Source organism: Corynebacterium sp. UMB8791 (assembly GCF_054166365.1).
The window spans coordinates 1-25,489 of sequence record NZ_JBSZCG010000111.1; the positions used below are offsets into that span (position 1 = coordinate 1).

Below are 25,489 nucleotides of genomic sequence, written 5' to 3' on the forward strand. Positions count from 1 at the left end.
ATGAGCGCTACCAAAATCCCAACCATGTCGGTCCCTGTACAGGACTCTCGCGGGCCGTACGTCCTCGGCATCGACGTCGGCTCGACCGCGAGCCGCGGCGGCCTTTACGACGCCACCGGCCGCCCCGTCAAGGGCGCGAAGCAGCGCGTTGCGCACGCGTTTACTACCACCGCTGACGGCGCGAGCACCATCGACGCCGACCAGGTCGTCGCCGAGGTCCGCGAGGTTATCGACGACACCGTCGCGTTCGCCGCAGCGCATGACCTGCGCATTGAGGCCGTCTGCATGGACTCGTTCGCCTCGAGCCTCCTCCTTGTCGACGCCCACGGCGACGCCCTGACCCCGCTGTACACCTACGCGGACTCACAATCCCGCGACTACGTCGAACGGCTCCGCAACACAATCGACGAGGCCGAGTACCACCAGCGCACCGGCGTGCGCCTCCACACGAGTTACCACCCGGCGCGCCTCGCCTGGGCAAAGGAGCAGCTGCCCGAATTCGCCCGCGCGGCCACGGCCATGACGATCGGCGAGTACGTGTACCACAAGCTTGCGGGCATCCATGGCGTGGCGGTCTCTACCGCGGCGTGGTCGGGCGTCGCCAATGCGCACACCGGGGGGCTCGACACCGAGATTCTCGACGCCATCGGCATCCCACACGACATGATCCAGCCGCTGCGCTTCCCCGACGAACCCGACTACCCGGATGACACCGCGTGGCCCGCGCTCAATGGGGTTGCGTGGTTCCACTGCATCCCCGACGGCTGGCCGTCCAATGTCGGCCCCGGCGCGACCGGCCCCGACACCATCGCGGTAGCCGCGGCAACCTCTGGCGCGATGCGCGTCATCCTCCCGGAGGTGCCAGCTCGCATCCCAGAGGGACTGTGGTGCTACCGCATCGCACGAGACAAAGCCATCTTGGGCGGCGCACTCAACGACGTCGGGCGTGCCGTCACCTGGCTCGAGGAAACCATCCAGCCGGTGGCCCCGGATGAGATCGCCGCGGTGCTGTCTGCCGGCCCAGGGCGCGCTCCACTTGTGCTGCCGTTCTTTACCGGCGAGCGCTCCACCGGCTGGGCCGCGAGCGCGCAAGCGCAGCTTTTGGGCATCACCGCGGCAACTACACCGGCCGAGTTGTGGCGGGGCGTGTTTGAGGGCATCGCCCTGTCGTATCTTCGCGTCTACGAGCAGCTCAAGGAGGCAGGCGCACTCCCCGAGCGCGTGGTCGCCTCCGGACGCGTCACGGCCGACCACCCGGCATGGCTGTCGGTGCTCGCCGATGCGCTTGGTTGCGACGTCGTCCCCCTGGAGATGAAGCGCGCCACCCTGCGCGGCACCGTGCTCATCGCGCTGGAAGACATCGCCCCTGAAGTAAAGAGAGCGACCCCGCCGTTCGGCCAAGGGCACCGCAACGTGGATGCACACGCCGAGTACTTCAGGGAGCTCCGCGACCGCTTCGAGGCTGCGTACCGCACGTTAGTTGCACAGTAGCTCTACAATCAGTCTGATTGTCCCAGTATTGATCTCACAAGGGAGCCCCGTTGGCACGCCACGCAACTCAGTCCTCGCCATCTCCGCTGCGCACGGCACGCGGCGCGCTAGTAGCGTTCCTCGCGATTGCGAGCATCGCCACGGTAGTGGGCCTCGCCCTACTGTGGCCGGGCGGCAAGCAGCCAGAGGTCCTGCCCGGGTTTGAGCAGACCCAGACGTCGACGGCGGAAACCGTCAAGGCCACCGTCATTGAGCACTCGGTCGCTCCCTGTGGTGGCGTCGCAACGCCGAACCACCCTGAGTGCGACTTCCTGCGCGTCGAGCTCAAGTCCGGAGGCACCACCACGATCGAGACAGCGCAGCAGCCGGGTACCCCGGAGCTTTCGGTCGGTGACCGCGTGGTGCTCTCGGTGCACCACAGTCCCGAGACTTCGTACTCCTTCCTTGACATGGATCGCTCGATACCGCTTGGGCTGTGGCTCGCGCTCACGCTGCTGGTCGTCGTTGTGGTTGGGGCATGGCGTGGGGTGCGCGCGATTTTCGGCCTACTGTATACGTTGCTTGTCATCTTCGGCTTCCTGGTTCCCGGACTGCTGCTCGGCTACAGTCCGGTCGGACTTTCGCTGGTCACGGGGGCCGCGGTGCTCTTCCCTGTCATCTTTGTTGTGCACGGCAGGAATTGGAAATCCGCGTCAGCCCTGGCTGGCACCCTGACCGCGCTGGGGCTCGCAGCACTCGCCGCGCACCTCGCCATCGATACGACGCAGCTGCGCGGCCTTGCCGACGAAAACAACCTCCTCATCCACATGTACCTCCCCCAGGTGCAAGTGCCAGGCATCATGCTCGCCGGATTCATCATCGGTGCCCTCGGCGTGCTCACCGACGTCACCATTGCGCAGGCTTCAACGGTGCAGGAGCTGTATGAGACTTCGCCCGACGCCCGGCCCCGCACCGTGTTCACCTCCGCGATGAAGGTCGGCCACGACCACATTGCGTCGATGGTCTACACCCTGGTCCTGGCGTATATGGGCGCTGCCCTCCCCCTGTCGATGCTGCTCCAGGTCGCCGACCGGCCGCTGACCCAGGTGCTCAACTCCGACGTGGTGGCCACCGAGATCATGCGTTCGAGTATCGGCGCGATCGCGTTGGTCCTGGCAGTGCCGATCACCACGGCGATTGCCGCGTGGACAATCCGCGCTCCCCAACCCCAACAGTAATGTTGCTAGAGTTACGGGTGTGACTACTTTTAATCGACGCCGCTTCCTTCAAACCACCGCACTCGCTCTCGCGGGCGCAACCCTTGGCTCCACCGCGCAAGCCCACGCCCAGGGCCGCATCCTCGGCACCGTGATCGACTACGCGGGCGGGGTTCCGTCCGGTCGCGCAGTAAAGGCCGCCGGGCACCTCGGCGCTGTCCGCTACGTGTCGGAGCGCCGCCCCGGCGCGAACTGGATGCTGGGCAAGCCCGTCACGCTGGGCGAAACACAGGACTTCGCCGCGAACGACCTCGCCACGGCGTCCGTCTACCAGTTCGGCCGTGCCGAGACCGCCGACTGGCTCGGCGGCGCCGCTGCTGCCGCCCGCCACGCACCGGAGGCGATGCGCCTCCACGCCTCCGCCGGCGGCCCAACCGGCCGCCCGATCTACATCGCGATCGACGACAACCCCTCGCGTTCCCAGTACCTGAACCAGATCCGCCCCTACCTCCGGGCGTTCTCCGCGGCGCTGACGCTTGGCGGCTACCAGACCGGTGTATACGGAAACATCAACGTGATCCAGTGGTGCATCGAGGACGGCATCGGCTCGTTCTTCTGGCAGCACGACTGGGGCTCCGGCGGCAAACTGCACCCGCGCGCAAACATCCACCAGAAAGCAAAGTGGACCGGAGTGATCGACGGCGTCACGGTAGACATCAACAACGTCTACAGCGCCGATTGGGGCCAGTGGACCCCTGGGCGACGTGGCCCCGGCTTCACCCTTGGCGACCTGGGCAGCTCCCAGCTTTCATCACGCTTTGATTGGCGCGCGCTGCTGCCGAAGTAGCGTCACGCAAAGTAGCGTCACCAGGACATGGCAAAACCCCGGTGCACAGAGCGTAAAGGCTCGCCGCACCGGGGTCTTTGCGTTTGTGCTAGCTAGGGTCTCCCGGGAACTCGCGCGGGTCATTCGACATCCGCTCGCCGCTCAACGCGTCGAGCGCTGCGATATCTTCCTGCGAAAGCTCGACCTCGACCGCCCCGAGATTCTCCTCGAGGCGAACTGGATTCGCCGTCTTCGGCACAACCGAGCATCCCAGGCTCATCACGTACGCGAGCGCAATCTGCGCCGGGGTCCGGCCGTGCTTCTCGGCGAGGCGAGTAAACACCGGATCGTCAAGGTTCGCGCCTCGCGCGAGCGGCGCCCACGCCTCGGTGACAATCCCCTTTTCCTGGTGATAGGCGCGCAGCTCCTGCTGAGTAAACCCTGCGTGCAGCTCCACCTGGTTGAGCACTGGCGCGACGCCGGTGTGCGCGATGATCTCATCGAGCACCTCTTCGTAGAAGTTCGCCACGCCTACCGACTGCAACCGGCCCATGCCCTGCAGCTGCACCAAAGATTCGTACGCTTGCACGAAGGTCCCGTGCTGCGGCCATGGCCAGTGCACGAGGAAGAGATCGATAAACTCGAGCCCCATCCGCTGCAGCGACTCCTCGTAGGCTTCCGCTGCACGAGTCTGGTCATCGTTCCATAGCTTCGAGGTGATGAATAGCTCTTCGCGAGTCACATCACCGGCCGCAATCGCGTCGGCGACCGCGCGCCCAACCTGCTCCTCATTGCCGTAAAAGGAGGCAGTGTCGATGTGGCGGTAGCCCAACTCAATAGCTCGCCGCACGATGTTGACACAGTCTTCACCTTGCAGCTTGTAAGTGCCCAGACCTAGCAGCGGAAAATCATAACCGTCGTTGAGTGTTGTCACTGGAATGCGCATATCGAATCCTTAGCGCGCGTCAAGCAGGTCGATAATGAACACCAGCGTCAGGCCGGAGAGCGGGTGGCCGCCACCAGCAGGGCCGTACGCCTTCTCCGGCGGAATCGTCAGCTTGCGGCGACCGCCAACCTTCATCCCCGGGATGCCCTCTTGCCAACCCGCGATGAGGCCAGCCAACGGGAACTCCGCGGCCTCGCCGCGGTCCCACGAAGAGTCGAACTCTTCACCGGTTGCATAGTCAACACCCAGGTAGTGCACCTGCACATAACCGCCTGCTACAGCTTCGGCTCCGTCGCCGACTACGAGATCCTCGATGACAAGGTCCGTTGGGGCAGGTGCTTCAGGTACCTCAATCGTGGGCTTTTCCATACGTGAATACTCCTTGCGTCGTTCATTCATGGCGAAACCGCCGGGTACATATCCCCAAAGTATAAAGGAAGATACGTACCCGGCGGTGAACGCTAGAGATTATCGCTGGTCACGCGGCACAAAGTCGCGCTTCGTGTAGCCGGTGTAGATCTGGCGTGGACGGTTGATCTTGGAGTTCATCGCCAGCTGCTCGCGGTACTGTGCGATCCAGCCCGGGAGACGGCCGATGGCGAAGAGCACGGTGAAGAAGTCCGTCGGGAAGCCCATCGCGCGGTAGATCAGACCGGTGTAGAAGTCTACGTTCGGGTAGAGCTTGCGCGAGATGAAGTAGTCGTCCTTCAGCGCGATCTCCTCGAGCTTCATCGCCAGGTCCAGGAGCTCGTCGCCACCGAGGTGCTCCAGCACCTCGTGTGCGGTCTCCTTGACGATCGCTGCGCGTGGGTCGTAGTTCTTGTACACGCGGTGGCCGAAGCCCATCAGGCGGACGCCCTTTTCCTTGTTCTTCACGCGGTTCATGAAGTCGGTGGCGTCGCCGCCGTGGTTGTCCTTAATGTCCTCGAGCATCTCGAGCACAGCCTGGTTTGCACCACCGTGCAGCGGGCCTGCCAGCGCGTTGATGCCGCCTGCAATGGAGACGAACATGTTCGCCTGCGCGGAAGCAATCATGCGGACCGTGGAGGTGGAGCAGTTCTGCTCGTGGTCTGCGTGCAGAATCAGCAGCTTGTCCAGAGCCTTCACCAGGATCGGGTCGACCTCGTACGGCTCGGTTGGGTAGCCGAACATCATGCGGAGGAAGTTCTCGCGTGCGTTCAGCGAGTTGTCTGGGTACATGTACGGCTTACCTCGGGATGCACGGTATGCGTACGCCGCCAGCATCGGCACCTTCGCCATCAGGCGAACGGTTGCCTTATCCAGCTGCTCCTCGTCGAGCGGATCCAGCTGGTCCTGGTAGTAAGCAGAAAGAATGTTCACGGACGACGCCAGCACCGCCATTGGGTGTGCGTTGCGCGGGAAGACGTTGAACGCGGCCTTGAAGTCTTCGTCGAGAAGCGTGTGGTGACGAATCTCGGAGTTGAACTTCTTGTACTCATCCGTCGTTGGAAGCTCGCCATTGATGAGGAGGTACGACACCTCGTTGAACGTTGCGTTCTGCGCCAGTTCGGCGATGTCGTAGCCACGGTAACGCAGAATGCCGTTGGCACCATCGATGTAGGTGATCTTCGACTCGGTCGAGCCAGTGGACACGTAGCCCGGATCGAAGGTGACAAGCCCAGTCTCCCCGAGGAGGTTGCCTAGCACCACTCCGTCGTTGCCCTCGGTGGCGGACTTGATGTCCATTTCGAATTCGCCACCTGGGTAGTGAAGTACAGCTTTGTCTTGACCTTCAGAAGCCATAGCAAACCTTTCTCAGAAGTTTCGGAAACCCTATTCCTTGCGGGATGCAAGGAGGTTGCAATTTACTCCCGCAATGCTAGCAAAAAATGTGACTCGCCCGACACAACTCAATAAATCTATTGACCACCACACCCCCATTTGTTCGATTTTCAAGTATCCGGAAAAGAGCTGGCGAAAGGCGCCCCGGGCGCGTCGTTGGGTAATAAGATGCAGTGAGACGCGAGTGGCGTCGTCAAGTTTCTCTACCCCCTGTTACAGGAAAGGCTGTCATGCAAACATTTCCGGTTCTTCCCCCAGCTCTGCTTCCTAGCGATGGGCGTTTTGGCTGCGGTCCTTCAAAGGTTCGCCCGGAGCAGCTCGAGGCTATCGCGAAGGGCGCGGACATCATTGGTACCTCTCACCGCCAGCCAGCTGTGAAGAATCTTGTGGGTGAGGTCCGCCAAGGTTTGCACGACTTCTTCAGCCTTCCGGAAGGCTACGAAATCGTGTTTTCGCTCGGAGGCGCGACCGCCTTTTGGGACGCCGCTACCTTCGGCCTCATCGAGACGAAGTCTGCACACCTGACGTTCGGTGAGTTTTCTGGGAAGTTTGCTAAGGCCTCGGCCGCCGCACCATGGCTGGCTGATCCGCAGATCGTGGACTCCGCACCCGGCACCGCACCTTCGCCGCACGAGCTCGACGGCGCCGACGCCGACGTCGTTGCGTGGGCACACAACGAGACTTCCACCGGCGCGATGGTCCCAGTTCGCCGCCCGGACACCGATGCACTCGTAGTTATCGACGCTACCTCCGGCGCCGGCGGCCTCCCCGTCAATGTGCACGAGTTGGACGTCTACTACTTCTCGCCACAGAAGTGCTTCGCTTCTGACGGCGGCATGTGGTTCGCCGTGATGAGCCCAGCCGCCCTGGAGCGCATTGAAAAGATCCAGGCGTCTGGCCGCTTCATCCCCGCGTTCCTGAACTTGCAGACGGCCGTCGATAACTCACGGAAGAACCAGACGTACAACACCCCGGCAATCAGCCCTCTGTTGATGCTGGCGGAGCAGGTTCGTTGGATGAACGAGCTCGGCGGGTTGGATGCGATGGTTGCTCGCACGACGGCGTCGTCCTCCCTGCTGTACAAGTGGGCTGACAACCACGAGTTTGCGACGCCGTTCGTCGAGGACCCTGCTGCCCGTTCCAAGGTCGTCGGTACGATCGATTTCGACGAGCGCATCGACGCAGCTGAGCTGGCTAAGGCGCTTCGCCAGAATGGTTACCTGGATACGGAGCCTTACCGCAAGCTTGGCCGCAACCAGTTGCGCATCGGTCTGTTCCCTGCAATCAAGTCCGAGGACGTCAAGCACCTGACCAAGTCTATTGACTATCTGATCGAACAGGGCGTGGGCCAGAAGTAGTCCAGAACAAATGGGCTAAGCTGGTGGAGGTATTTGTCAGCGGAAAGGAGCCACATGCGCGAGTTGTACCTCATGGATGAGGAGTCCACGGAGACGTTCTTCGTCCTCCGAGATGACGAGGGCATCCGTTACCAGCTCGCGCGTTCCGAGATGCAGGCCGTGGCTGAGGAGGAATCCACCAAGCCTGAGCTTGAGGTTGCATCGGACGCGCAGGAACCATCCGCTGACGCTGACAATGCACACGGTGATGAGCACTCCGAGGACGCTACAGAGACAGCCTCCGAGGAGAAGCCTCGCAGCCTGCCGGAACCGGACCCGCTGTACTCCACCCCGCTTTCGATGCGCCCGAACCAGATCCAGGCGCGCATCCGCTCCGGCACCCAGCCGTCCGAATTGGCTGAGGAGATGGGGGTGGCTGAAAGCCGGATCGACCCGTACGCCCACCCGGTGCTCCTGGAGCGCTCGCAGGTTGCCGAGGCCGCAAAGCAGTCGCACCCGATGCGCGAGGACGGCCCAGCGAAGCTGACGCTGTTCGAAATCCTCGCCACCGCATTCGCTGCCCGCGGGCATTCGCTTAGCGACGCCACCTGGGACGCAACCCGTGAGCCCGGCGATGATTGGGTGGTGCATGTCCGGTGGCAGGCAGGCTTAAGCGAAAACGAGGCCTTGTGGTCCTTCCACCGCCAGATGGGTTCCGCACCGACGACGGAGGCGCGAAACTCCATCGCTGCAGACCTCACGGACCCGGATTTTGTGCAGCCAGTTCGTTCACTCACGGCTATCGATCAAGACGTCGATGAGGGCGAAGACGCCACCGATGCCCCCGCTGCTTCAGACGAGGATGCAATCGCGACCGGTGACTTCTTGCAGCACCCGGATGAGGCACCGCAGCCGCAGAAGAGGCGTCGAAAAGCTGTAACTCCGCACTGGGAAGATGTCCTGTTGGGGGTCCGAACAAACACGAAGCGGCCGCGAAAGTAGGGCCCCGCTATGTCTCATAACGCCGTGGTTACCTGCTGGTTTGTCAACGTCGCACACCCGGAGGAGGTGCTCGAGGGCGAGCCGAAGGCGGACCGTGGGTTCGGCCGAAAGCTGCTCGCACAGGTTAACCCGGCGTGGCCTATTACCCCGATTGGCCAGTTCCCGCTGAATCGTTCCTCGGTTCCTGGTGTGGACGAGTATTACATCGCGGGGTACCCGGGAGTTGCGGTTGTCCGTTTCTTTGTCACGGACGCCGAGCGCATCAGCGAAACCGCCAAGGCGCTGCGCACCGCACTGCCTAGCGCTGACACCTACGTCTACGCGGAAGGCACCGATTCGGACTACGCGGCGATAGCCCACTACCAGGGTGAGACGCTGCGCCGCGCGTTCTCTGCCACCCGCGACCACGTCTTCGAGGACGTCGGCTTGCCGGACCCGTTCGAGGCCCCGTACTGGGCCGGGGAAACCGCACCCCAGCTCGGCGGCATTTCGCTACCGTTCGAGCCGCCAGCGCTGATGCGCGAGGCTGAGCGCGCGTGGTTGGGTATCGAGGTCGGCGAGGACGGGCCGGATGTGCACATCATCGGCTACGCGGTGGATGGCCGCCCGGAGCCGAAAGTCGAGGCTCCTGCCCCACGCACCAAGACTGTCAACGAGGTGGCGGCAAAGTTCGCCGAGCAGACCAACACGTACGACGATTACGAGCAGCACGACGAAGAGGCAGAGCGTGACGAGTTTTCCGAGCTTGCCGACGCCTCCGTCGCAGCAGCAAAGCGCGTTGGCCGCGGGCTACGTCGCCGCGCCCGCGACCTGAAGGCTACGATTGCGGAGAAAATCCGCCACGCAGACCGCGGCTGATGAGGTCGCGCTGGCGCTCGTAGAACGCAATCGCCGCAGCCGTGGCCACGTTGAGTGAATCCGTCCCCGGCGCCATGGGGATTTTCGCGCGCACATCGGTCGCGCGCATTGCGTGCTGCGTGAGCCCAGGGCCTTCCCCACCGACGAGAAATGCCACCTTCTCGTGATCGTTAAGTGCCTCTGAGAGGTACACGGCATCGTCCGCAGGGGTCAGTGACACCAGCCACCAGCCCTGTTCCTGCAGCTGTGCGAGCTCGCGCTGCCACGTGGTTGGGGTTCCGCCGAAGTGCGCAAACGGGGTGCGAAGCACATGGCCCATTGAGACGCGGACGCTGCGCCGGTAGAGCGGGTCGGCGGTGGCGGCGCCGAACAGCACGCCATCAACGCCCATGCCGGCGGCGTTGCGAAAAATGGAGCCGATGTTCTCGTGGTCCCCCACTCCCTCAAGAATCACCAGGGTGCGGGCATCTGCCACGACGTCTTCGACGCTCAGCGGTTCGGGTTTATCCGCGGAGACTAGCAGTCCGCGGTGCATGTCATAGCCGGCGACCTCCCCCATCACTGCGCGGCTGATCTCGTAGACCGGTATTCCTTCTGCTTCGAGGCGCTCGCCGTACTGTTCCAAAAAAGATTGGAGGCGGCCACCGAAGCCGAACACCGCGCGGACAGGAAAGCGGGACTCCACAAGGCGTCCCGCAACAAGAGGCCCCTCCGCAAACACCAGGCCTTTCTCGCGGTCTGAGTGCTTCAGGTCGCGAATATCGTCAAGCCGGGGGTCGGAGGGGTCGTCGATAACTATGCTCACGCTTTACGAGATTAGCGACATCAACGGTCCTTGTGCGAAATAGATCAGGAACAGCGCAGAAATCAGCCACATGATCCAGTGAATGTCCTTGCGCTTGCCAGCGAAGAGCGCCATCACGGTAAACGCGATGAAGCCGACGCCGATGCCGTTGGCAATCGAGTAGGTCAGCGGCATCATGATGATGGTTAAGAAGGCCGGGAAGGCAACGTCGAAACGGGTCCAGTCGATGTTGCTGACCTGCATCATCATCAGCGCGCCAACCACGACGAGGACCGGTGCGGCGGCCTCGATTGGGACGATTTCGTACAGCGGGGTGAGGAACATCGCCAGCAGGAACAGGATGCCGGTGACCACGTTTGCGAGGCCGGTGCGGGCGCCGTCAGCAATGCCGGCGGACGAGTCCACGAACACCGTGTTCGAGGAACCAGAAAACGCGCCACCGACTACTGCGCCGAAGCCTTCAACAACAAGGGCTTTCTTCATGCCTGGCAGGTTGTCGTTCTCGTCGGTCAGGCCGGCCTGGCGGCCGAGCGCCGTCATGGTGCCCATTGCGTCGAAGAAGTTCGCCAACACGAGGGTGAAGACCAGGAGGCTGGCGGCGACGACACCGACCTCAACGAAGGCACCAACCATGTCGATTTTGCCCACGAGGGACAGATCCGGGATGCCACCCAAAGAATCCGGAAGCGCAGGGACCGCGAGCGACCAGCCGTGGTCATTCTCAGCGGACGAGCCTGCACCGACGAAGGACTCCACAATCATCGAGATGATCGTCGTCGCGACGATGCCGATGAACAGCCCACCCGGAATGTTCCGGATCACCATGAAGCCACAGATGAGCAGGCCGATGACAAACACAGCCGTCGGCCACGAGGCGATCGAACCACCGAAGCCCAGCTGCACCGGGACAGTGGTGTGTGCCTCGTCAGGGATGCGGCGCACGAACCCGGCGTCCACCAGGCCGATCATCGCGATGAACATGCCGATGCCGACACTCATTGCCACCTTCATCGAGTTCGGGATGGCCTCAAAGACGGCGGTACGGAACCCGGAAATCGCAAGAATGCAGATGATAATACCGTCAATCACGATGAGGCCCATGGCCTCTGGCCAGGTCAGGCCCTGTTGCCCAACGAGTGTCACTGCAACGAGCGTGTTCAGGCCAAGGCCCGCAGCAATACCAAACGGATATTTAGCAATAACGCCGAACAAGATACACATCACACCGGCGGCAAGGGCCGTCACCGCAGCTACCTGCGGGATACCAAGCACGACACCTTCGCGGTCGGGGCTCGTGCCCAGGATCAAAGGATTCAGGAGCACGATGTACGCCATCGCAAAGAAGGTCACGATACCGGCGCGGATTTCGCGGCCGACGCTCGAGCCTCGCTCACTGATATGGAAGAATTTATCAAGCCCGCTAGCGGGCTGCTTCGTTGAAGATTCGCTTGGAATACTCACTGCGAAGATCCCCTTTAGTTCGTTGAGGAAGTTATGAAAGAGAGCAAAGTTGTTGCATGCATCGGCTGAAATCTATCTGCCAAAAGCCTGCAATAGACTTTTACCTTAGTGCACACACTTCCTAATAATTTCGACTTGGAGCCCAAAGTGGATGTATTCAGCTTTGTCATTTCGCAAGGCATGGTTGCAGATGCAGATCTGCTCACCTCGAAGCTTCGCGGCTGCGGCATCTCGCACTCGGAGTTTGAACGCCTCCGCGTTACGGTCAGCCAGGTTATGGGCCCTCGCAAAGCGGTCGTCCACGTCACGGGAGGCCATGCGTCCTTGACGCTTCGCCCGGCGCCTGCGCCCTCCACGGAGATCACCATGTTCGCGGAGCCAATCCGGGATCAGCGCGCGCAGCCGAACAGGCACGGGCCGGACCTCGGGTGGCAGTTGCACGCATCGGCAACGCTGGGCACCAACGACGGATTGCTTGCCGACGCCAGCGGCCGCATCATCTCCGCACTCCTCCAACCACTGATCACATTTCCAAGCGCCACGCAGGCGGTCTTCTCCGGGCACCCTGCTACCGCTGGATCATACGCGCTGGAGGGGGTTGTGCGTGTGTTGGAGGAGGCGGGCGTCGAAACGCATGAGGCGCACGACGGCTTCTCACTCTTCGACCTGATGCACCAGGAGACGTGGGCCGTCGATGCTGTGCAGGGTGCCCGGCTTGTCGAGCAATGGCAGGAGTACGGCACACCCAAACCTGGCCCCCGAATGATTTCGCGCGGTTTACTGCCGACGCACCGCGAGATCAATGAAACCCGGCAGCTGCGGGCATCACTGCTCTAGCGGGTTACTTCCCGTCGTGGCGCGGCGCCTTGGTATCCGCGTGTGCACCGCAGCCGTAGGATGCAGCGACGATGCGGCCATCAGCTGAGTATTCGTTGGTGCACACTCCGAAGTTCTCCCCCACTGGGTGCTCCATTGGAATGTAGAACGCGCAGGTCCGGCAGTGCAGCGTGGAGCTGGACGCCTTCGAACTCGTGCGCCTCGGCATGGACGGTACTTCTGACTTCCTGCTCACCGTCGACGGGCTCACCGGCGTGCCGCTGCACCTGGGTAGGTCGAAGCGGCTCGCCTCTGTTGGGCAGCGCATCGCCATGTTCGCCATCCAAGGCGTGTGCTCCTGGGCCGGCTGCACCACCGCAATGAGCGAGTGCGAAGCCCACCACATCATTTCCTGGCTGCGCCACGGCAACACCGACATCACCAACCTCACCGGCCTGTGCCCCACCCACCACCGGTGCAACAACGATCACCGGGACGGCTCCTTCAACAAGGGCTACATGGATTACGACCCCACCACCGGCACCGCGGTGCTGGTCAAGGCCGACGGCACCCGCCACACCAACACCTCGGACCCCGCCATGCACTCGGCGGTGAAGCGCATCCGGAAGAGACGGGCGATGCAGGCAGGGCCAGCGGGGAGTACCCACCGGTCGGCGCCTCGCGTGGTGCTGCGACCCTAAACCCAGCCCAGACACTAATCGTCGAAGGAGAGCCCGTCCAGATCCCCTAGGGCCTCCGTCATGCTGCGCCCGCGCCGCTTCGGTGGTGCAGCCTGCTTGCCTCCGATTCTTACGCCCTTGTGTGTCACCGCCACGCCAAGATCGCGGACCCGGAACGCGGGCTCGCCGTTGAGGGTTTCAACGTTGAGCGGGCGCATCCTCCCAGCGGCGACGGCATCCGATAGTGCGTCGATGACTAGTGGTAGCGGATCTTCGATGCCCTCCGGGAAGGTCTCGAAGAAGGTGGTGAGCTTCTTGCCGCCACGGGTGACGTGGGCCGCCAACAGCCCGTCCACGAGCACCACCATCGCGCCTGCAGATCTGGTCGGCCCGGTCACGGGCCACGGCAGCGCCGCACCGTATGGGTTGGCCGGGTCGGTCGCGGCGAGCACGTACACCTTTGGATCACGCGCTCCCGAGGGCCAACCGGCGACGTCGTCGCTGTCCTGCTGGCCACGCAGCCGGTCAATCGTCGCAGGAGTGGAGAACTGCGCCGCGCCAAGCCCCTCGATGAGGTAGCCGCGCAGCGCCTTGCCGGAGTCCTCGAACCCGGAGAGCACCTTGTACGCCAGCGCGAAACCACCGATGACATTTTCTGCGACGACGGCCCCCTTGGTCACCACCCCGTAGCGGTCTAGCCAGGCCTCCCCAAGCGCGAGCGAGCGGCGGGTGGGGTCGGTGTCGGGCTGCGGGGTGGCGGCCCAGCGTCCCACCATGTCTGGCGGGGCGGTCTGGGTGAACGAGGACCTGCCGGAGCGGATGCGGGAGCGGGACGGTCTACGCTTCGCGCGGTGCGCTGCCTTGCCGCCCGCGAGGCGTGCGCGCAGCGGCGCGAAGGAGTCCGGTGAAACGTGGCCGGCCTCGACGAGGTCCCACATGGATTCGCGTAGCTCTTCGGCAGTCGTCGCTGGCGTGAGCAGGTCGCTGAACAGGTAGCCTCCACCTGCTGCGAGCGTGTCCATGATGTGCTGCTGCGTGAGCGAAAGTAACGGCGGGTCGACTTGCGGCATGAGCTGCGCGGCGTAGTCGCTCGGCAGCAGCATGATCCACGGGTCGTTCGCCCCCGCCGACCCGGCGCCCACAATGATGACCTCGCCGGAGGCAGTCAGCTCGTCCAGCATGATCGGCGAGTAGTCCCCCACCCGCGACGGCAAGATGTGGGACTCCCATGCTGAGGCGGGGAGCCGCACGCCCGCGAGCTGCTCGATGACGGAGTACACCCCGTCGGCGCCGCGTAAGGGAGGCACCGTTCCCGCCGCGGCGACGTTCAACCACGCCGGCAGGAAACGCCCGTACGCCGACGCCGATACCGGCCGGGCCTGCGCCCGCGCGACCGCCAAGGAGCGGGAGCGGATCACGCGCAGGACCTCGTGCGCGACGTACTCCTGGTCGTCAACGCCTTGGCGGAAGCGCCCCTCGATGACGGAGTTGGCGTCGACAAGCGGTTGGAGCACCGCGTAGGCCGCGCCGAGCGCGAGCCCAAAGGCGTCGGCAAGCGCGCGCAGCGTGAAGGGGCCGCGGGTGCGCACCCAGCGGCGCACAAGCTGGGAGAGCGCATCGGGGATGGTGGCCACCTGCGCTGCCACCCCGGGAGGCACCGGCACACCGAGACCATCGCGCAGCAGTGGGGCGTCGAGCGCCTGCGCGACGTGTTCCCTGCCGCCGATGCGCACCCGCATCACGCGTGGCCCGAGCGACGCCTCCACCCCCGCGAGCGGCACCGTCGTGTAGATCGCGAGCTCGTCCACAGGCACCGGGCCGGTCAGGCGCAGGGTGTCGGCGAACTGCTCCGGTGTCTCGGCGCGGCCGACCCGGCGCAGCGACGCGTCCACCTCGGCGATCACCTCCGCGTCCAACAGCTCGCGCAGCTCCACGGTGCCCAACAGTTTGGCCAGCAGCGACGGGTCCAGCGCGAGCGCCGCCGCCCGCTTCTCCGCAAGAGGTGTGTCGCCTTCGTACATGAACGCGCCGGTGTAGTTGAACAGCAGCGAGGAGGCGAACGGGCTCGGCTGCTGCGTGGTCACCTCCGCGATGCGGACCCGGCGCGTCTGCAGGTCACGGATGACTTCTTGCAGCGCGGGCAAGTCGTAGACATCCTGGAGGCACTCGCGCACCGTTTCCAGGATGATCGGAAACGACGGGTAATTCCGGGCCACATCCAACAATTGCTCGGCGCGCTGGCGCTGCTGCCACAGGGGCGCGCGCTTGCCGGGGTTACGGCGCGGCAGCAAGAGGGCGCGGGCGGCGCACTCGCGGAACCGGGAGGCGAACAGGGCTGAGTTCCCCACCTGCTCGGTGACGATGTCGGTGATCTCGTCGGCGTCGAATTGGAACAGGGCCCCGGAGGGTTCGTGGTCGCCTTGGGGCAGGCGCAGGACGATGCCGTCGTCGCCGGCCACGGCCTGGGCGTCCATCCCAGTCTCCTGCGCGATCCGCCACCCGGCAGCCAGCGCCCACGCGGCGTTCACACCCTTGCCGAACGGCGTGTGCAGCACCACGCGCCAGTCCCCGAGCTCGTCGGTGAAGCGCTCGAGCACCAGCGTCGTCTCGTCCGGCAGCACGCCGGTGGCTTCCTCTTGCTCCTCAAGGTAGGCCCGCAGATTATCGCGTGCGTACGCATCGAGCGAGTTATCGACGTCCGCTCCGCCTCGCACCTCCCTCCTGAACGCGCCGAGCGCCTTGCCGAGTTCGTACGGGCGCCCAACGCCCTCTCCCGACCAAAACGGCAGCCTGCCAGTATGCCCCGGCGCAGGCGAGACCTGCACTTGGTCGCGCGTGATGTTTTCGATGCGCCAGCTCGTCGCCCCGAGCGTGAACACGTCGCCGACGCGGGACTCGTAAACCATTTCCTCGTCGAGCTCACCGACGCGGCGCGGCGCCCCGCCTTCGGCCTCGGAGCCGACGAGGAACACGCCGAACATGCCACGGTCCGGGATGGTGCCGGCGTTGGTGACCGCGACGCGCTGCGCGCCCTGCAACGCCTTGAGCACGGTGCCGTCGAGCCAGGCGCGCGGTTTCAGTTCCGCGAAGTCCGTCGAGGGGTACACGCCGGTGACCAGGTCGATGACGGCGTTGAATACATCCCGGTCGAGGTTGCGGTAGGGCCAGGCGCGGGTGACGGTCTCGTACCAGTCATCAAGCTCGAGGTCCTCAACTGCTACCGCGGCCACCGTCTGTTGGGCGAGCACGTCCAGCGGGGAGCGTGGCGTGCGCAGCTCCTCGATGAGCCCGTCGCGCATCCGTGGCACGGTCACGGCCGTTTGCACCAGGTCGGAGCGGTGCTTCGGATAGAACGAGCCGTGCGAGATCGCGCCCACCGTGTGCCCGGCGCGCCCGACACGCTGCAGCCCGGAGGCGACCGACGGCGGCGACTCCACCTGGATCACCAGCTCCACCGCACCCATATCGATGCCGAGTTCCAGCGAGGACGTCGACACGACCGCTTTGAGCGTGCCCTCTTTCAGCATGGTTTCCGTCGTGGCCCGCTCGTCTTTGGACACGCTACCGTGGTGCGCCCGCGCGATCACGGGCGCCGCCTCCCCCGCGAGGTCGACCCCTTTGCCTAGCTGTGCAGGGGGGCGTCGAGTAGCAGGGCTGAGCGCTTCGGGGTCGTGCTCTTTGGCCCACAGCTCGTTGAGTTGGCTGGTGAGCCGCTCTGCCGTGCGCCGCGAGTTCACGAAGACGATCGTCGAGCGGTGCGCCATGACCTCCTGGTACACCGATTCCGCGATGTGCGGCCAAATCGACTTCGGCGCCGGTGGCATCAGCGCCGCGGTCTCCCCGCCGAAGTCCAGGGCGTCGTCGACGATGGCGTCCCCAATTGTCGACGCCTCCTCCGGCACCGGCAGGTCACTCATATCGGCCACCGGCACCCGCACCGCGAGGTCCCAGCGCTTCTCCCCCGGCGACTGGATGATCGTCGTGCGAGGCCCGAGGAAGTCCGCCACGGCCTCCAGCGGGCGCACCGTCGCAGACAACCCGATGCGCTGAAAGTCCCCCGCGAGGCGGCCGAGCCGCTCCAGCGACAGTGCCAGGTGCACGCCGCGCTTCGTGCCCGCGAGCGCGTGAATCTCGTCCACGATTACGGTGTCCACGGTCCGCAGGATGCCCGCGGCCTTCGACGTCAGCATCAAATACAGCGACTCAGGCGTGGTGATCAGGATGTCCGGCGGCTTGCGCACCTGGCGGGACCGCTCCGCTTGCGGGGTGTCGCCCGAGCGCACCGCCACCGACACATCCGGCATGTCCAGCCCCATGCGCTGCGCCACGCGCCCAATCCCGCCGAGCGGGGCCCGCAGGTTATTTTCGACGTCCACACCAAGGGCTTTCAGCGGCGAGATATATAAGGTGTGCACGCCGCCGTGGCTGCTGGTGTTCGCCCCGTCGATTGGCAGGGCCTGCTGCCCGTCGCGTTCCACGAGCGAATTCAGCGACCACAAAAAGGCCGCCAACGTCTTACCGGAGCCGGTAGGCGCTACCACCAGGGCGTTGCCGCCGTCGGAAATCGTGGCCCACGCCTGCTCCTGCACCGGCGTTGGCGCCTCGAATACTTCTTCAAACCAGGTCGCCACCTGCGGTTTGAAGCGTTCGAGGATTCCTTTGGCCATGCCCGCCAGAATACAGATAGTGCAGGCAGGCGAAAAGAAATGGTTCCTTTGGCTGGTTTCGCGCTAAAGTCGAAGCCATGACTGCTCAGTATTCAGACTCTCGGCTGACAAACTTAATCGCGCAAGGCACCGGCGAGATCCTCAAGGGTATTCGCGGTGTTGGCCTTCTCCGCGGACGTGAACTTGGAGAAGCCGGCGATGACCTCGCACAGAACTGGATCGCGCGCGTGCTTGAGCAGCACCGCCCGGGCGATGCATTTCTGTCCGAAGAGGCAGCCGACGACCACTCCCGTCTCAGCAACAACCGCGTCTGGATCGTTGACCCACTCGACGGCACCAAGGAGTTCGCAACCGGCCGCCAGGACTGGGCCGTGCACATCGCGCTCGTCGAAGACGGCGTCCCGACCCACGCGGCGGTAGGTCTGCCGGACCTTGGCGTCGTCTTCAAGTCTTCCGACGTGCGCCACGTCTCGGGGCCGTTCGCAAAGAAGATCGCTATGTCGCGCAACCGCCCGCCGGCGATCGCCCCGTTCGTTGCTGACGCCCTCGGCTTCGAGACCAGCCCGGTCGGCTCCGCAGGCGCGAAGGCAATGCACGTCCTGCTCGGTGACTTCGACGCCTACGTACACGCCGGCGGCCAGTACGAGTGGGACCAGGCAGCACCAGTTGGTGTGTCCATGGCTGCGGGCCTGCACTGCTCGCGCCTCGACGGCTCGCCGCTGAAGTACAACAACAAGGACACCTACATCCCGGACCTGCTCATCTGCCGTCCGGAGCTTGCCGACGACATCCTGGAAGCCTGCGCGAAGTACTACGACGAGCACGGCTCCTTCGAAGGGGTCGTCGCGAAGTGAGCCTGGTGACTCCGTACGAAGACCTCCTGCGCGACGTCCTGGAAAACGGCACCGATAAGGGCGACCGCACCGGCACCGGCACGCGAAGCGTCTTCGGCCGCCAGCTGCGCTACGACCTTTCCGAGTCCTTCCCCCTGCTGACCACCAAGAAGGTGTACTTCAAGGGCGTCGTGGGCGAGCTGCTGTGGTTCCTCCGCGGCGACTCCAACGTGACCTGGCTGCAGGAACACGGCGTGCGCATCTGGAACGAGTGGGCCGACGAAAATGGCGAGCTCGGCCCGGTCTACGGCGTGCAGTGGCGTTCCTGGCCCACCCCCGATGGGCAGCACGTCGACCAGATTTCGCGCGCGCTTGAGCTGCTGAAGGACGACCCCGATTCACGCCGCAACCTGGTGTCGGCGTGGAACGTCTCCGAGCTCGAGCACATGGCGCTGCTGCCGTGCCACCTGCTATTCCAGCTCTACGTAGCCGACGGCAAGCTGAGCCTGCAGGTGTACCAGCGCTCCGCCGACATGTTCCTGGGCGTGCCGTTTAACATCGCCTCCTACGCGCTGCTCGCGCACATGTTTGCACAGCAGGCAGGTCTCGAGGTCGGCGAACTCATCTGGACCGGCGGCGACTGCCACATTTACAACAACCACTTCGACCAGGTGCGCGAGCAGCTCTCCCGCGAGCCTCGCCCCTACCCGCAGCTCAAGCTGCGGAAGGCAGAGTCGCTGTTTGACTACGACTTCTCCGACATCGAAGTCGTCGGCTACGACCCGCACCCGACGATCAAAGCGCAGGTGTCCGTCTAATGCTGGGCGCGATCTGGGCCGAAAGCATCGACGGCATCATCGGCGACGGCGTGGGCATGCCCTGGCACCTGCCTGAGGACCTGCGCCGCCTCAAGGAGATCACGCTGGGCCACCCGATCATCATGGGGCGCAAGACTTGGGACCACCTCCCCATCAAGCCGCTGCCGGGCAGAACAAACCATGTGTTGTCCTCGCGCGAGCCCGGCGAGTGGTCCGACGGCGCCTTCGTGTCCCGCGACATCCCAGATTTGAAGACGTCCGCCTGGATCCTCGGCGGTGGCCAGATTTACGAAGCAACCATCGACGAAGTAGACGTCATTGAACGCACGATCGTCGATGTCCACGTCGCAGACAAGCTCGGAGCGTCCGCCGTCCGCGCGCCCCGCGTCACCGATGACTTCGCTATCGTTTCTGATGGACCGTGGCAAACCTCCGCCAATGGCACCCGTTTCAAGCACCAACGCCTCGAAAGGTTAGGCCCAAAATCATGACCACTCCCGAAACCTCTTCCCACGTCACCATCTTCGCAACCGATTGGTGCCCGTTCTGCAAGAAGCTTCGCGAGCGCCTCGACCGTACCGAAACCCCTTACGACGTCGTTGACGTCGAAGCCGAAGGCGCCGAGGACGCCGCCGCGTGGGTCGAGTCCGTCAACGACGGCAACCGCGTCGTCCCCACCGTCCTCTATTCTGACGGCACGCACGCGACCAACCCTGCCGCGTCCGCTGTTCGCGCGAAGCTGCGCGAACTGACCGGCGAAGAGGCCTAGCACCCGGGCAAATAGCAATGCCGTCGCGGGCGCCCGCGACTTTGGCATCACTTCTGTCCTGCGGTACTGTTAGTCGAGTTGCCCCAGTAGCTCAGGGGATAGAGCACGGCTCTCCTAAAGCCGGTGTCGGAGGTTCGAATCCTCTCTGGGGCGCAAAACACCCCCGCGGCCTGCGCAAATAGGCTGCGGGGGTTTCGCATTTCTGCAAAGAACGCGAATGCACTAACTTATCTGCCCTCTTTGCGCAAGATTTGGCCGGCCCAGGAACTCCTTGACCACGGTCATCATGTCCGACTTCTTCATGTCCGGCAGGTAACAGTGAATGACTGCCAGCGAGATATTGGCGAGTGACATTTCGTCTTCGTATAGCAGGTACCAGCCTTGGTGCGTTGGGTGGAATTTGTGCTTCGAGGCAGCGAGTGAGCGGAAGCCGTAGAGTGGCTCGATCGTCGCACCGGCCTTATCCAGGATGATTTCTACGAGTGATTCCGGCGCATCCGTTCGAGCCAGCGGCGCTCCGGAGAGGGAGACCCATCCAAGTCCTTGCTCGGCGGCGATCCGGGCGCTTTCCGCGAGAAGGAATTCGATGGCTGGCCGGAACCCGTTCGCGTCGCGGCGCATGAAGTCAAGGGTGTAGCCGACGAGGGCGCCGCCCTCGTAGACGGGCAGCCAGCTTGTTACTGCGTGCAGGCTGCCGTCGTCGCCCACTGCGAGGAGGAGTTTGGTGTCCGGGTCGCGGAGCTCGTCGAGCCCGCCCAAGGTGAAGCCCATTTCTGGAAGCGCTTTATCCGCGACCCATTGTTCTGAGAGCGCAACGATGCGCTCACGCATTTCCACTGGGCTTTCGGCCCAGCTCGTCCACACGGCGCGCACTCCCTCTTTTGCTGCGCGGTTGCGCGCGGTTCGGATGTTCTGGAATTTCTTGCCTTTGAACTCGATGTTGTCCGTCAGCAACATGGATTCTTCGGCGACGTGGATGCGTCGGAAGTCGGGGCGAGCAAAGGTGCCAGGCACTGAGTACCACGCGACTCTCCAGCCTTGACGTGCGGCGAACTCTTCAAACGCACTGGCAACGGCTTCTTCTGTCATCGTGCCGCGGTGCACGGGACTTCCGAGTGTGACAGCGACGTTGTAGGAGACGCGGTACGCGACGACGCCTTCTCCGTCGCCGAAGTCCGTCCCGCAGAAAAAGTAGCGGTTTCCGTCCCACAGCCCCATCCACGCGAGGTGGTCACCGGACCCATGAACCAAGATCTCCCGCGCCCGCTCGCGGTCCTGCGCGTGCGCTTCGGACGGCGGCGCGGACAGCACCTTAAACAGCGCAAACAGCGCGGTAATCCAGAATATGATTCCCACCCATTCGTAGAAGATCCACGCCACGGAGCTGATGGGGAACGCATGCGTTGGAGCCAGCACAGCTACCACGGGTGGAAGGTACCTGTTCGGCAGCTCAGCAAGCAGCGCGCCTATCGACGCCCCTCCGAGAAAACCATCCCGCACAACCCAGGCTCCGCAGGTCCACAGTGCTGCGGTTGCTAGCCACGAGCCTCCTATGATCGCCGCACCACGGTACCAGTTGGACGGAACCGTGAACCGGCGGCCAGTGGCAATGAGGACTGCAATGGTGACCAGCCACGGGAGAACGACCAGGATTGTGTTCACAGCGGTAGAGCCGTCTGCTCCCCCACCAATTGTTTGCCAGCAGATCACCGCAATGGATCCAACGCTGACGAGGACGGCTGCCCACCATGCCAGTTTCCTGCCATGCACGAGCCCCAGCGCAAGGATGGCTGACAAAACGATAGGCAAGGCATTCATCAGCAAGGGACCGAGGCCATGTTGACTGTTTACCGCCATCGCTTCCGCGCAGGCGACGGATGTAGCGTCAGCGCACCGCTGGGCTACTAGATGCCCTGCGACTGTCGGCTCCCACATCAGCTTGCTCACTCCTGCGAAAGGGCCTTGCGCGGCGGGGTTGATCGCCGTGATTACTGGCCCGATTGCAACACTGAGAAACAGGGCAGCCACCAGGACCCGTGCTTCCCGCAGCGACATTCTGCGTGGCGTACCTGTGTCCGTGACAAGGACGCCAGCGACGGCTCCTGCGACAATGGCGACAAGTGCAACGACGCCTGAGAGTGAGCCGTCGTAGAGCACAAGGGTCGTCATCATCGCAAGCATCACGAGGCGGAGGCGGCGTCGCCACAGCACGCCCATGAAGGCAGTGGCGAATGCGGCGGGCCCGAAGATCCACGCGACCGGAGACACAAAGGTCTCGTTGGCAAGGTCTGGGCCCCACAGGTTAAAGCCTGCCCGTTCGACGGCGCTGCCAACGATGAAACCTATGGGCAGCGCTACAAATTCGGAAGCCGTCGCCACAACCGCGAAGCGAGCAGAGCCAAGGCGTGCCTCGGCCGGCACTGCGAATAGCAGCGCTGCGACAGTGGCCAGGATGAGCCCGACGAGGTTACCTGCGGTCAGCCCTGCGGTGGCCCAGTGCCAAAGTTCGGGATCAACGGGAAGGCGCAATCCGAAAGCCTCCCGCGGGGCCGCACCCGACAATACGCAGGCGAAATACGTGGCCCACGCAATACTCAAGAGGCCGAGCGTGACTGGAACTTTCCTCAAACAGGTGCTGATCAAGTGTTTCATTGAATTCCTCCGCGTTGAGCAACGAAGTCAATGTCTTGGCGCAATGCCACTCGCCACACTTCGAAACTATGCCCACCTGGCAGCGAGCGAAATGTGGTGCTCATCTCGGCTTTCTGCGCGAGCTCGTTTTGGCGCGGAAGCGCTGCCATAGCCTCTTGGTCACGCTTGCCGGCGGCAAACCTTCCAGCGATTCCCTTGTAGGTCGCAGTCCCGATTGCCTCCTGAAGGAGCGTTTCCGGGTTCACCGCTTGGAACGCTGCCTCGTCGCCGCCGAACAGCACGTCGACGGTCCGTTGGTGCCCGCCTAGGTTCGGTTCCGCCTCACCCGAGTAATCAAGGAACGTCCCGTAGGCCGTAGGATCGTTAGTAATCACTTGGAGTGCGCACGTGCCGCCGTAGCTTAACCCACCAATTGTCCACGTGCGTTGGTCTTCCTTCACACGGAAATTCTCCTTGACCAGCTGTGGGATTTGCTGGGCCAGGTAGGTTTGGATTTGCAGATCCGGGCCGTCCACGCACCCGGGATTCCCAGTGGTTGTTCCTGTACCGTCCGCGCTGACGACAATGGGGGCTACGCCGTCGTGTGCAACTTGGTAGTCGTCGAGCGTCTGTTGCGCCCCGCCTTCGTCAAACCACCGGATTGGGCTGCCGGGGCTTCCCGCGAGCAGCACGAGGACCGGTAGGTGCTCGCCGTGCCAGTAGGCTGGCGGAACGTACACGATTGCATCGCGCAGCGGTGCAGCGGGCAGGGTCACTAGGGCGCCCACTTCCCTGCCGTCGAGGATCGGGGCGGTCGTCATTTCGCGGAACTGATCCAAATTCATGGACACGGTGACCGGGACCGGGCGGAAGGACCCGAGAGTCGGGTACTGCTCATAAACAAGGTTGACCGCGAGGTACGCCAACATCAGAGGAATCACTGCGAGCGGGGCGAGGCGCCACCGCCACCGCGGCGCCAAGAAGATGGTCGCCACCACGAACACGGCAGCTGCACAGCTGGCGTAAATGTGCCATGGAATTGCATCCGGGAACGGCTTCGGCCACACCGCGAGCAACAGGTACGCTGCTGCGAGCAGCGCTGCCGCGATTGCGAGTGCAATGCGCCGGTGCTGACGGCCGTACCACAACGCGACAACCACGGAAGCAGCTAAGGAGAGGTAGATCGCCCAGGTCGCGCCTGTGCTGACCACGGATAACGAACGGATTGCATCCACGGCGAGTAGTTTAAGACGCTATGGCGTTGCTTTCCTACGTGCCACGGATACTTCCATCGCCTTCAACAGCGAACTCCCAGACAACAGGCCGCATCGTTGTGGCCCTCCATGGCACTGGCTCCTCCCCTTTTGTCTTCCGCCGCCTTGCACACGAACTGGAAAAACATGGGATTGGGTTGATTGCGCCTGGCTACGGCCATCGGGCAACGGCAGGTATCGACGCCTCGTCCCAAGAGATTGCGGCGTTCCTCGACAGCCTGGCTGCCCAGCAGGTCGATGTTGTGGGGCACTCGTATGGCGCGCTGATCGGGCTGAGGGCTGTTCAGCTGAGCGCAATCGCCGCGCGCTGCGGCACGATCGTGGGCCTCGGAGCCTCGTGGCGTGGCACGCACGGCATTGCGCGTCTGTTTCCGCCTGGACTTGTTCGGGCAGTGGTTGGCGACGCGTTCGTCGAATTGGAGCATTTCCGGGAGGAGCCAGTGGCCCCTTCCGGTACCGAAATCGTCTCTATCGTTTCGGATGCTGACCGCATTGTTCCAGCGTGGTCGTCACGGTGGGGAGACGTGATCGAGGTGTCTGGTGTATCGCATGCGGCGCTGGCGTTGCGGACGAATGAGATCCTGGCGGCGCTCAGGGTAGTCCCTTCCGACCACAGCTGAGCAGCAACAACCCTACATTGTTGATACGCCACCAATAATCACCTACACTCGCACCTGCAATCATTATTGATGACACGTCAACGAAAGTAGGAATCATGTCTCAGCTCACCGGTACATACAAGCTCGACCCGGCACACTCCTCCATCGGCTTCACCGTCCGCCACGCGATGGTGACGAAGGTCCGCGGCGAGTTTACCGACCACGACGCCACCATCACGCTCACCGACGATCTGGCAGCAAGCACGGCACAGGGCACGGTCCGGACCGCGAGCGTCGATACCCGAAACGAGGACCGCGACGCACACGTGCGCGGCGAGGACTTCTTCGATGTGGAGAAGCACCCGGAAATGACGTTTACCTCCACGGCATTCAACGTAGATAATGCCGGCAACGGCACCGTCACGGGTGATCTGACCATCAAGGGCACCACGAAGCCAGTCACGTTCGAGGTTGAGACCTTCGGCGTCGAGGGGGACCCGTTCGGTAACACGCGCATCGGGTTCGAGGCCAGCACGTCAATTAACCGCACCGATTTCGGTATCGATTTCCAGGCTCCGCTCAACTCGGGCGGCATGCTCGTGAGTGAGAAGGTCGCCATTGAAATTGAGGGCTCCACGATCAAGCAGAGCGCCTAGTCCCTGCCGTACCATCGGGGT

General features: G+C 63.6%; 22 protein-coding genes, 1 tRNA gene and 1 pseudogene. 15 read left to right on the forward strand and 9 right to left on the reverse strand.

Annotated features, from left to right (window positions below; translation table 11 throughout):
* The 3 genes from ACXIUA_RS05095 to ACXIUA_RS05105 are packed head-to-tail and all read left to right on the forward strand — an operon-like array spanning position 1 to position 3,534.
* Positions 1–1,491, forward strand: a complete 1,491-nt coding sequence (locus ACXIUA_RS05095; protein ID WP_457976290.1) for a gluconokinase — start codon at positions 1–3, stop codon at positions 1,489–1,491.
* Positions 1,492–1,541: 50 nt separating this feature from the next.
* On the forward strand, positions 1,542–2,708 hold the full coding sequence (locus ACXIUA_RS05100) for a YibE/F family protein (protein ID WP_457976291.1): 1,167 nt from the start codon (positions 1,542–1,544) through the stop codon (positions 2,706–2,708).
* 19 nt (positions 2,709–2,727) lie between these two features.
* Complete coding sequence (locus ACXIUA_RS05105; RefSeq protein WP_256000351.1) at positions 2,728–3,534, forward strand: DUF1906 domain-containing protein; 807 nt, start codon at positions 2,728–2,730, stop codon at positions 3,532–3,534.
* An 88-nt stretch (positions 3,535–3,622) separates the two neighbouring features.
* On the opposite strand, the gene ACXIUA_RS05110 is transcribed toward ACXIUA_RS05105, so the two are convergent.
* From ACXIUA_RS05110 to ACXIUA_RS05120, 3 genes are all read right to left on the reverse strand, one after another.
* Positions 3,623–4,459: an aldo/keto reductase gene (locus ACXIUA_RS05110; protein ID WP_070362853.1), complete on the reverse strand. Its 837-nt coding sequence runs from the start codon at positions 4,457–4,459 to the stop codon at positions 3,623–3,625.
* A 9-nt stretch (positions 4,460–4,468) separates the two neighbouring features.
* A complete protein-coding gene (locus tag ACXIUA_RS05115) occupies positions 4,469–4,828 on the reverse strand; it encodes an FKBP-type peptidyl-prolyl cis-trans isomerase (RefSeq protein WP_070362854.1) in 360 nt (119 codons plus the stop codon).
* A gap of 99 nt (positions 4,829–4,927) precedes the next feature.
* Entirely contained in the window at positions 4,928–6,223 is a 1,296-nt protein-coding gene (locus ACXIUA_RS05120; protein ID WP_070362855.1) for a citrate synthase, read from the reverse strand.
* 269 nt (positions 6,224–6,492) lie between these two features.
* Here ACXIUA_RS05120 and serC point away from each other — a divergent pair, with 269 nt between their 5' ends.
* Genes serC through ACXIUA_RS05135 form a run of 3 tightly spaced genes read left to right on the forward strand, consistent with a single transcriptional unit; the run spans position 6,493 to position 9,459 of the window.
* Positions 6,493–7,620 carry a phosphoserine transaminase gene (gene serC, locus ACXIUA_RS05125; protein WP_457976292.1) on the forward strand — a complete coding sequence of 376 codons (1,128 nt, stop codon included), beginning with the start codon at positions 6,493–6,495 and terminating at the stop codon, positions 7,618–7,620.
* A gap of 54 nt (positions 7,621–7,674) precedes the next feature.
* Positions 7,675–8,601 carry a septation protein SepH gene (sepH, locus tag ACXIUA_RS05130; RefSeq protein WP_457976293.1) on the forward strand — a complete coding sequence of 309 codons (927 nt, stop codon included), beginning with the start codon at positions 7,675–7,677 and terminating at the stop codon, positions 8,599–8,601.
* Between the two features lie 9 nt (positions 8,602–8,610).
* Entirely contained in the window at positions 8,611–9,459 is an 849-nt protein-coding gene (locus ACXIUA_RS05135) for a DUF6928 family protein (protein WP_256000350.1), read from the forward strand.
* Here ACXIUA_RS05135 and ACXIUA_RS05140 read toward each other — a convergent pair.
* Both ACXIUA_RS05140 and ACXIUA_RS05145 read right to left on the reverse strand, forming a co-directional pair.
* On the reverse strand, positions 9,419–10,258 hold the full coding sequence (locus ACXIUA_RS05140; protein ID WP_070976443.1) for a TrmH family RNA methyltransferase: 840 nt from the start codon (positions 10,256–10,258) through the stop codon (positions 9,419–9,421). The genes ACXIUA_RS05135 and ACXIUA_RS05140 overlap by 41 nt on opposite strands.
* A gap of 9 nt (positions 10,259–10,267) precedes the next feature.
* The gene (locus ACXIUA_RS05145; protein ID WP_240492729.1) at positions 10,268–11,725 is read right to left on the reverse strand and encodes an NCS2 family permease; all 1,458 of its coding nucleotides are present in this window, start codon (positions 11,723–11,725) and stop codon (positions 10,268–10,270) included.
* A 135-nt stretch (positions 11,726–11,860) separates the two neighbouring features.
* Here ACXIUA_RS05145 and ACXIUA_RS05150 point away from each other — a divergent pair, with 135 nt between their 5' ends.
* Positions 11,861–12,562, forward strand: coding sequence for a hypothetical protein (locus ACXIUA_RS05150; protein ID WP_457976294.1), 702 nt, complete (start codon positions 11,861–11,863; stop codon positions 12,560–12,562).
* 4 nt (positions 12,563–12,566) lie between these two features.
* Here the strand turns inward: ACXIUA_RS05150 and ACXIUA_RS05155 are convergent.
* Positions 12,567–12,731: pseudogene (locus tag ACXIUA_RS05155) on the reverse strand (DUF3027 domain-containing protein); the annotation flags it as partial.
* Between the two features lies 1 nt (position 12,732).
* Between ACXIUA_RS05155 and ACXIUA_RS05160 the strand changes: the two are divergent.
* Entirely contained in the window at positions 12,733–13,242 is a 510-nt protein-coding gene (locus ACXIUA_RS05160) for an HNH endonuclease signature motif containing protein (RefSeq protein WP_457976295.1), read from the forward strand.
* Between the two features lie 14 nt (positions 13,243–13,256).
* Here ACXIUA_RS05160 and ACXIUA_RS05165 read toward each other — a convergent pair whose 3' ends face one another.
* Complete coding sequence (locus tag ACXIUA_RS05165; protein ID WP_457976296.1) at positions 13,257–17,888, reverse strand: ATP-dependent helicase; 4,632 nt, start codon at positions 17,886–17,888, stop codon at positions 13,257–13,259.
* 77 nt (positions 17,889–17,965) lie between these two features.
* On the opposite strand from ACXIUA_RS05165, the gene ACXIUA_RS05170 reads away from it, so the two are divergent.
* From ACXIUA_RS05170 to ACXIUA_RS05190, 5 genes are all read left to right on the forward strand, one after another.
* A complete protein-coding gene (locus ACXIUA_RS05170; protein ID WP_070362842.1) occupies positions 17,966–18,742 on the forward strand; it encodes a 3'(2'),5'-bisphosphate nucleotidase CysQ in 777 nt (258 codons plus the stop codon).
* Complete coding sequence (locus ACXIUA_RS05175; RefSeq protein WP_457976297.1) at positions 18,739–19,539, forward strand: thymidylate synthase; 801 nt, start codon at positions 18,739–18,741, stop codon at positions 19,537–19,539. The genes ACXIUA_RS05170 and ACXIUA_RS05175 overlap by 4 nt, the downstream gene beginning before the upstream one ends.
* Positions 19,539–20,030 carry a dihydrofolate reductase gene (locus ACXIUA_RS05180; RefSeq protein WP_457976298.1) on the forward strand — a complete coding sequence of 164 codons (492 nt, stop codon included), beginning with the start codon at positions 19,539–19,541 and terminating at the stop codon, positions 20,028–20,030. The genes ACXIUA_RS05175 and ACXIUA_RS05180 overlap by 1 nt, the downstream gene beginning before the upstream one ends.
* Positions 20,027–20,308, forward strand: coding sequence for a mycoredoxin (locus tag ACXIUA_RS05185; RefSeq protein WP_070362845.1), 282 nt, complete (start codon positions 20,027–20,029; stop codon positions 20,306–20,308). Before ACXIUA_RS05180 ends, ACXIUA_RS05185 begins: the two co-directional genes overlap by 4 nt.
* Positions 20,309–20,388: 80 nt before the next feature.
* Positions 20,389–20,461, forward strand: a tRNA-Arg gene (locus ACXIUA_RS05190).
* A 69-nt stretch (positions 20,462–20,530) separates the two neighbouring features.
* Here ACXIUA_RS05190 and ACXIUA_RS05195 read toward each other — a convergent pair.
* Complete coding sequence (locus tag ACXIUA_RS05195; protein ID WP_457976299.1) at positions 20,531–22,960, reverse strand: bifunctional lysylphosphatidylglycerol flippase/synthetase MprF; 2,430 nt, start codon at positions 22,958–22,960, stop codon at positions 20,531–20,533.
* Positions 22,957–24,174: an alpha/beta hydrolase gene (locus ACXIUA_RS05200; RefSeq protein WP_457976300.1), complete on the reverse strand. Its 1,218-nt coding sequence runs from the start codon at positions 24,172–24,174 to the stop codon at positions 22,957–22,959. Before ACXIUA_RS05200 ends, ACXIUA_RS05195 begins: the two co-directional genes overlap by 4 nt.
* Before the next feature lie 20 nt (positions 24,175–24,194).
* Here ACXIUA_RS05200 and ACXIUA_RS05205 point away from each other — a divergent pair, with 20 nt between their 5' ends.
* Positions 24,195–24,833 carry an esterase/lipase family protein gene (locus ACXIUA_RS05205; protein ID WP_070479227.1) on the forward strand — a complete coding sequence of 213 codons (639 nt, stop codon included), beginning with the start codon at positions 24,195–24,197 and terminating at the stop codon, positions 24,831–24,833.
* Between the two features lie 95 nt (positions 24,834–24,928).
* Positions 24,929–25,468: a YceI family protein gene (locus ACXIUA_RS05210; protein WP_070479225.1), complete on the forward strand. Its 540-nt coding sequence runs from the start codon at positions 24,929–24,931 to the stop codon at positions 25,466–25,468.
* Positions 25,469–25,489 lie beyond the last annotated feature (21 nt).

Bases quoted from the DNA above. Each gene is read 5' to 3' on its own strand.
- ACXIUA_RS05165 (WP_457976296.1), bottom strand. From the start codon at position 17,888: ATGGCCAAAGGAATCCTCGAACGCTTCAAACCGCAGGTGGCGACCTGG.
- sepH (WP_457976293.1), top strand. From the start codon at position 7,675: ATGCGCGAGTTGTACCTCATGGATGAGGAGTCCACGGAGACGTTCTTC.
- ACXIUA_RS05170 (WP_070362842.1), top strand. From the start codon at position 17,966: ATGACTGCTCAGTATTCAGACTCTCGGCTGACAAACTTAATCGCGCAA.
- ACXIUA_RS05185 (WP_070362845.1), top strand. From the start codon at position 20,027: ATGACCACTCCCGAAACCTCTTCCCACGTCACCATCTTCGCAACCGAT.
- ACXIUA_RS05110 (WP_070362853.1), bottom strand. From the start codon at position 4,459: ATGCGCATTCCAGTGACAACACTCAACGACGGTTATGATTTTCCGCTG.
- ACXIUA_RS05135 (WP_256000350.1), top strand. From the start codon at position 8,611: ATGTCTCATAACGCCGTGGTTACCTGCTGGTTTGTCAACGTCGCACAC.
- ACXIUA_RS05115 (WP_070362854.1), bottom strand. From the start codon at position 4,828: ATGGAAAAGCCCACGATTGAGGTACCTGAAGCACCTGCCCCAACGGAC.
- ACXIUA_RS05120 (WP_070362855.1), bottom strand. From the start codon at position 6,223: ATGGCTTCTGAAGGTCAAGACAAAGCTGTACTTCACTACCCAGGTGGC.
- ACXIUA_RS05205 (WP_070479227.1), top strand. From the start codon at position 24,195: ATGGCGTTGCTTTCCTACGTGCCACGGATACTTCCATCGCCTTCAACA.
- ACXIUA_RS05195 (WP_457976299.1), bottom strand. From the start codon at position 22,960: ATGAAACACTTGATCAGCACCTGTTTGAGGAAAGTTCCAGTCACGCTC.
- ACXIUA_RS05180 (WP_457976298.1), top strand. From the start codon at position 19,539: ATGCTGGGCGCGATCTGGGCCGAAAGCATCGACGGCATCATCGGCGAC.
- ACXIUA_RS05210 (WP_070479225.1), top strand. From the start codon at position 24,929: ATGTCTCAGCTCACCGGTACATACAAGCTCGACCCGGCACACTCCTCC.
- ACXIUA_RS05095 (WP_457976290.1), top strand. From the start codon at position 1: ATGAGCGCTACCAAAATCCCAACCATGTCGGTCCCTGTACAGGACTCT.
- serC (WP_457976292.1), top strand. From the start codon at position 6,493: ATGCAAACATTTCCGGTTCTTCCCCCAGCTCTGCTTCCTAGCGATGGG.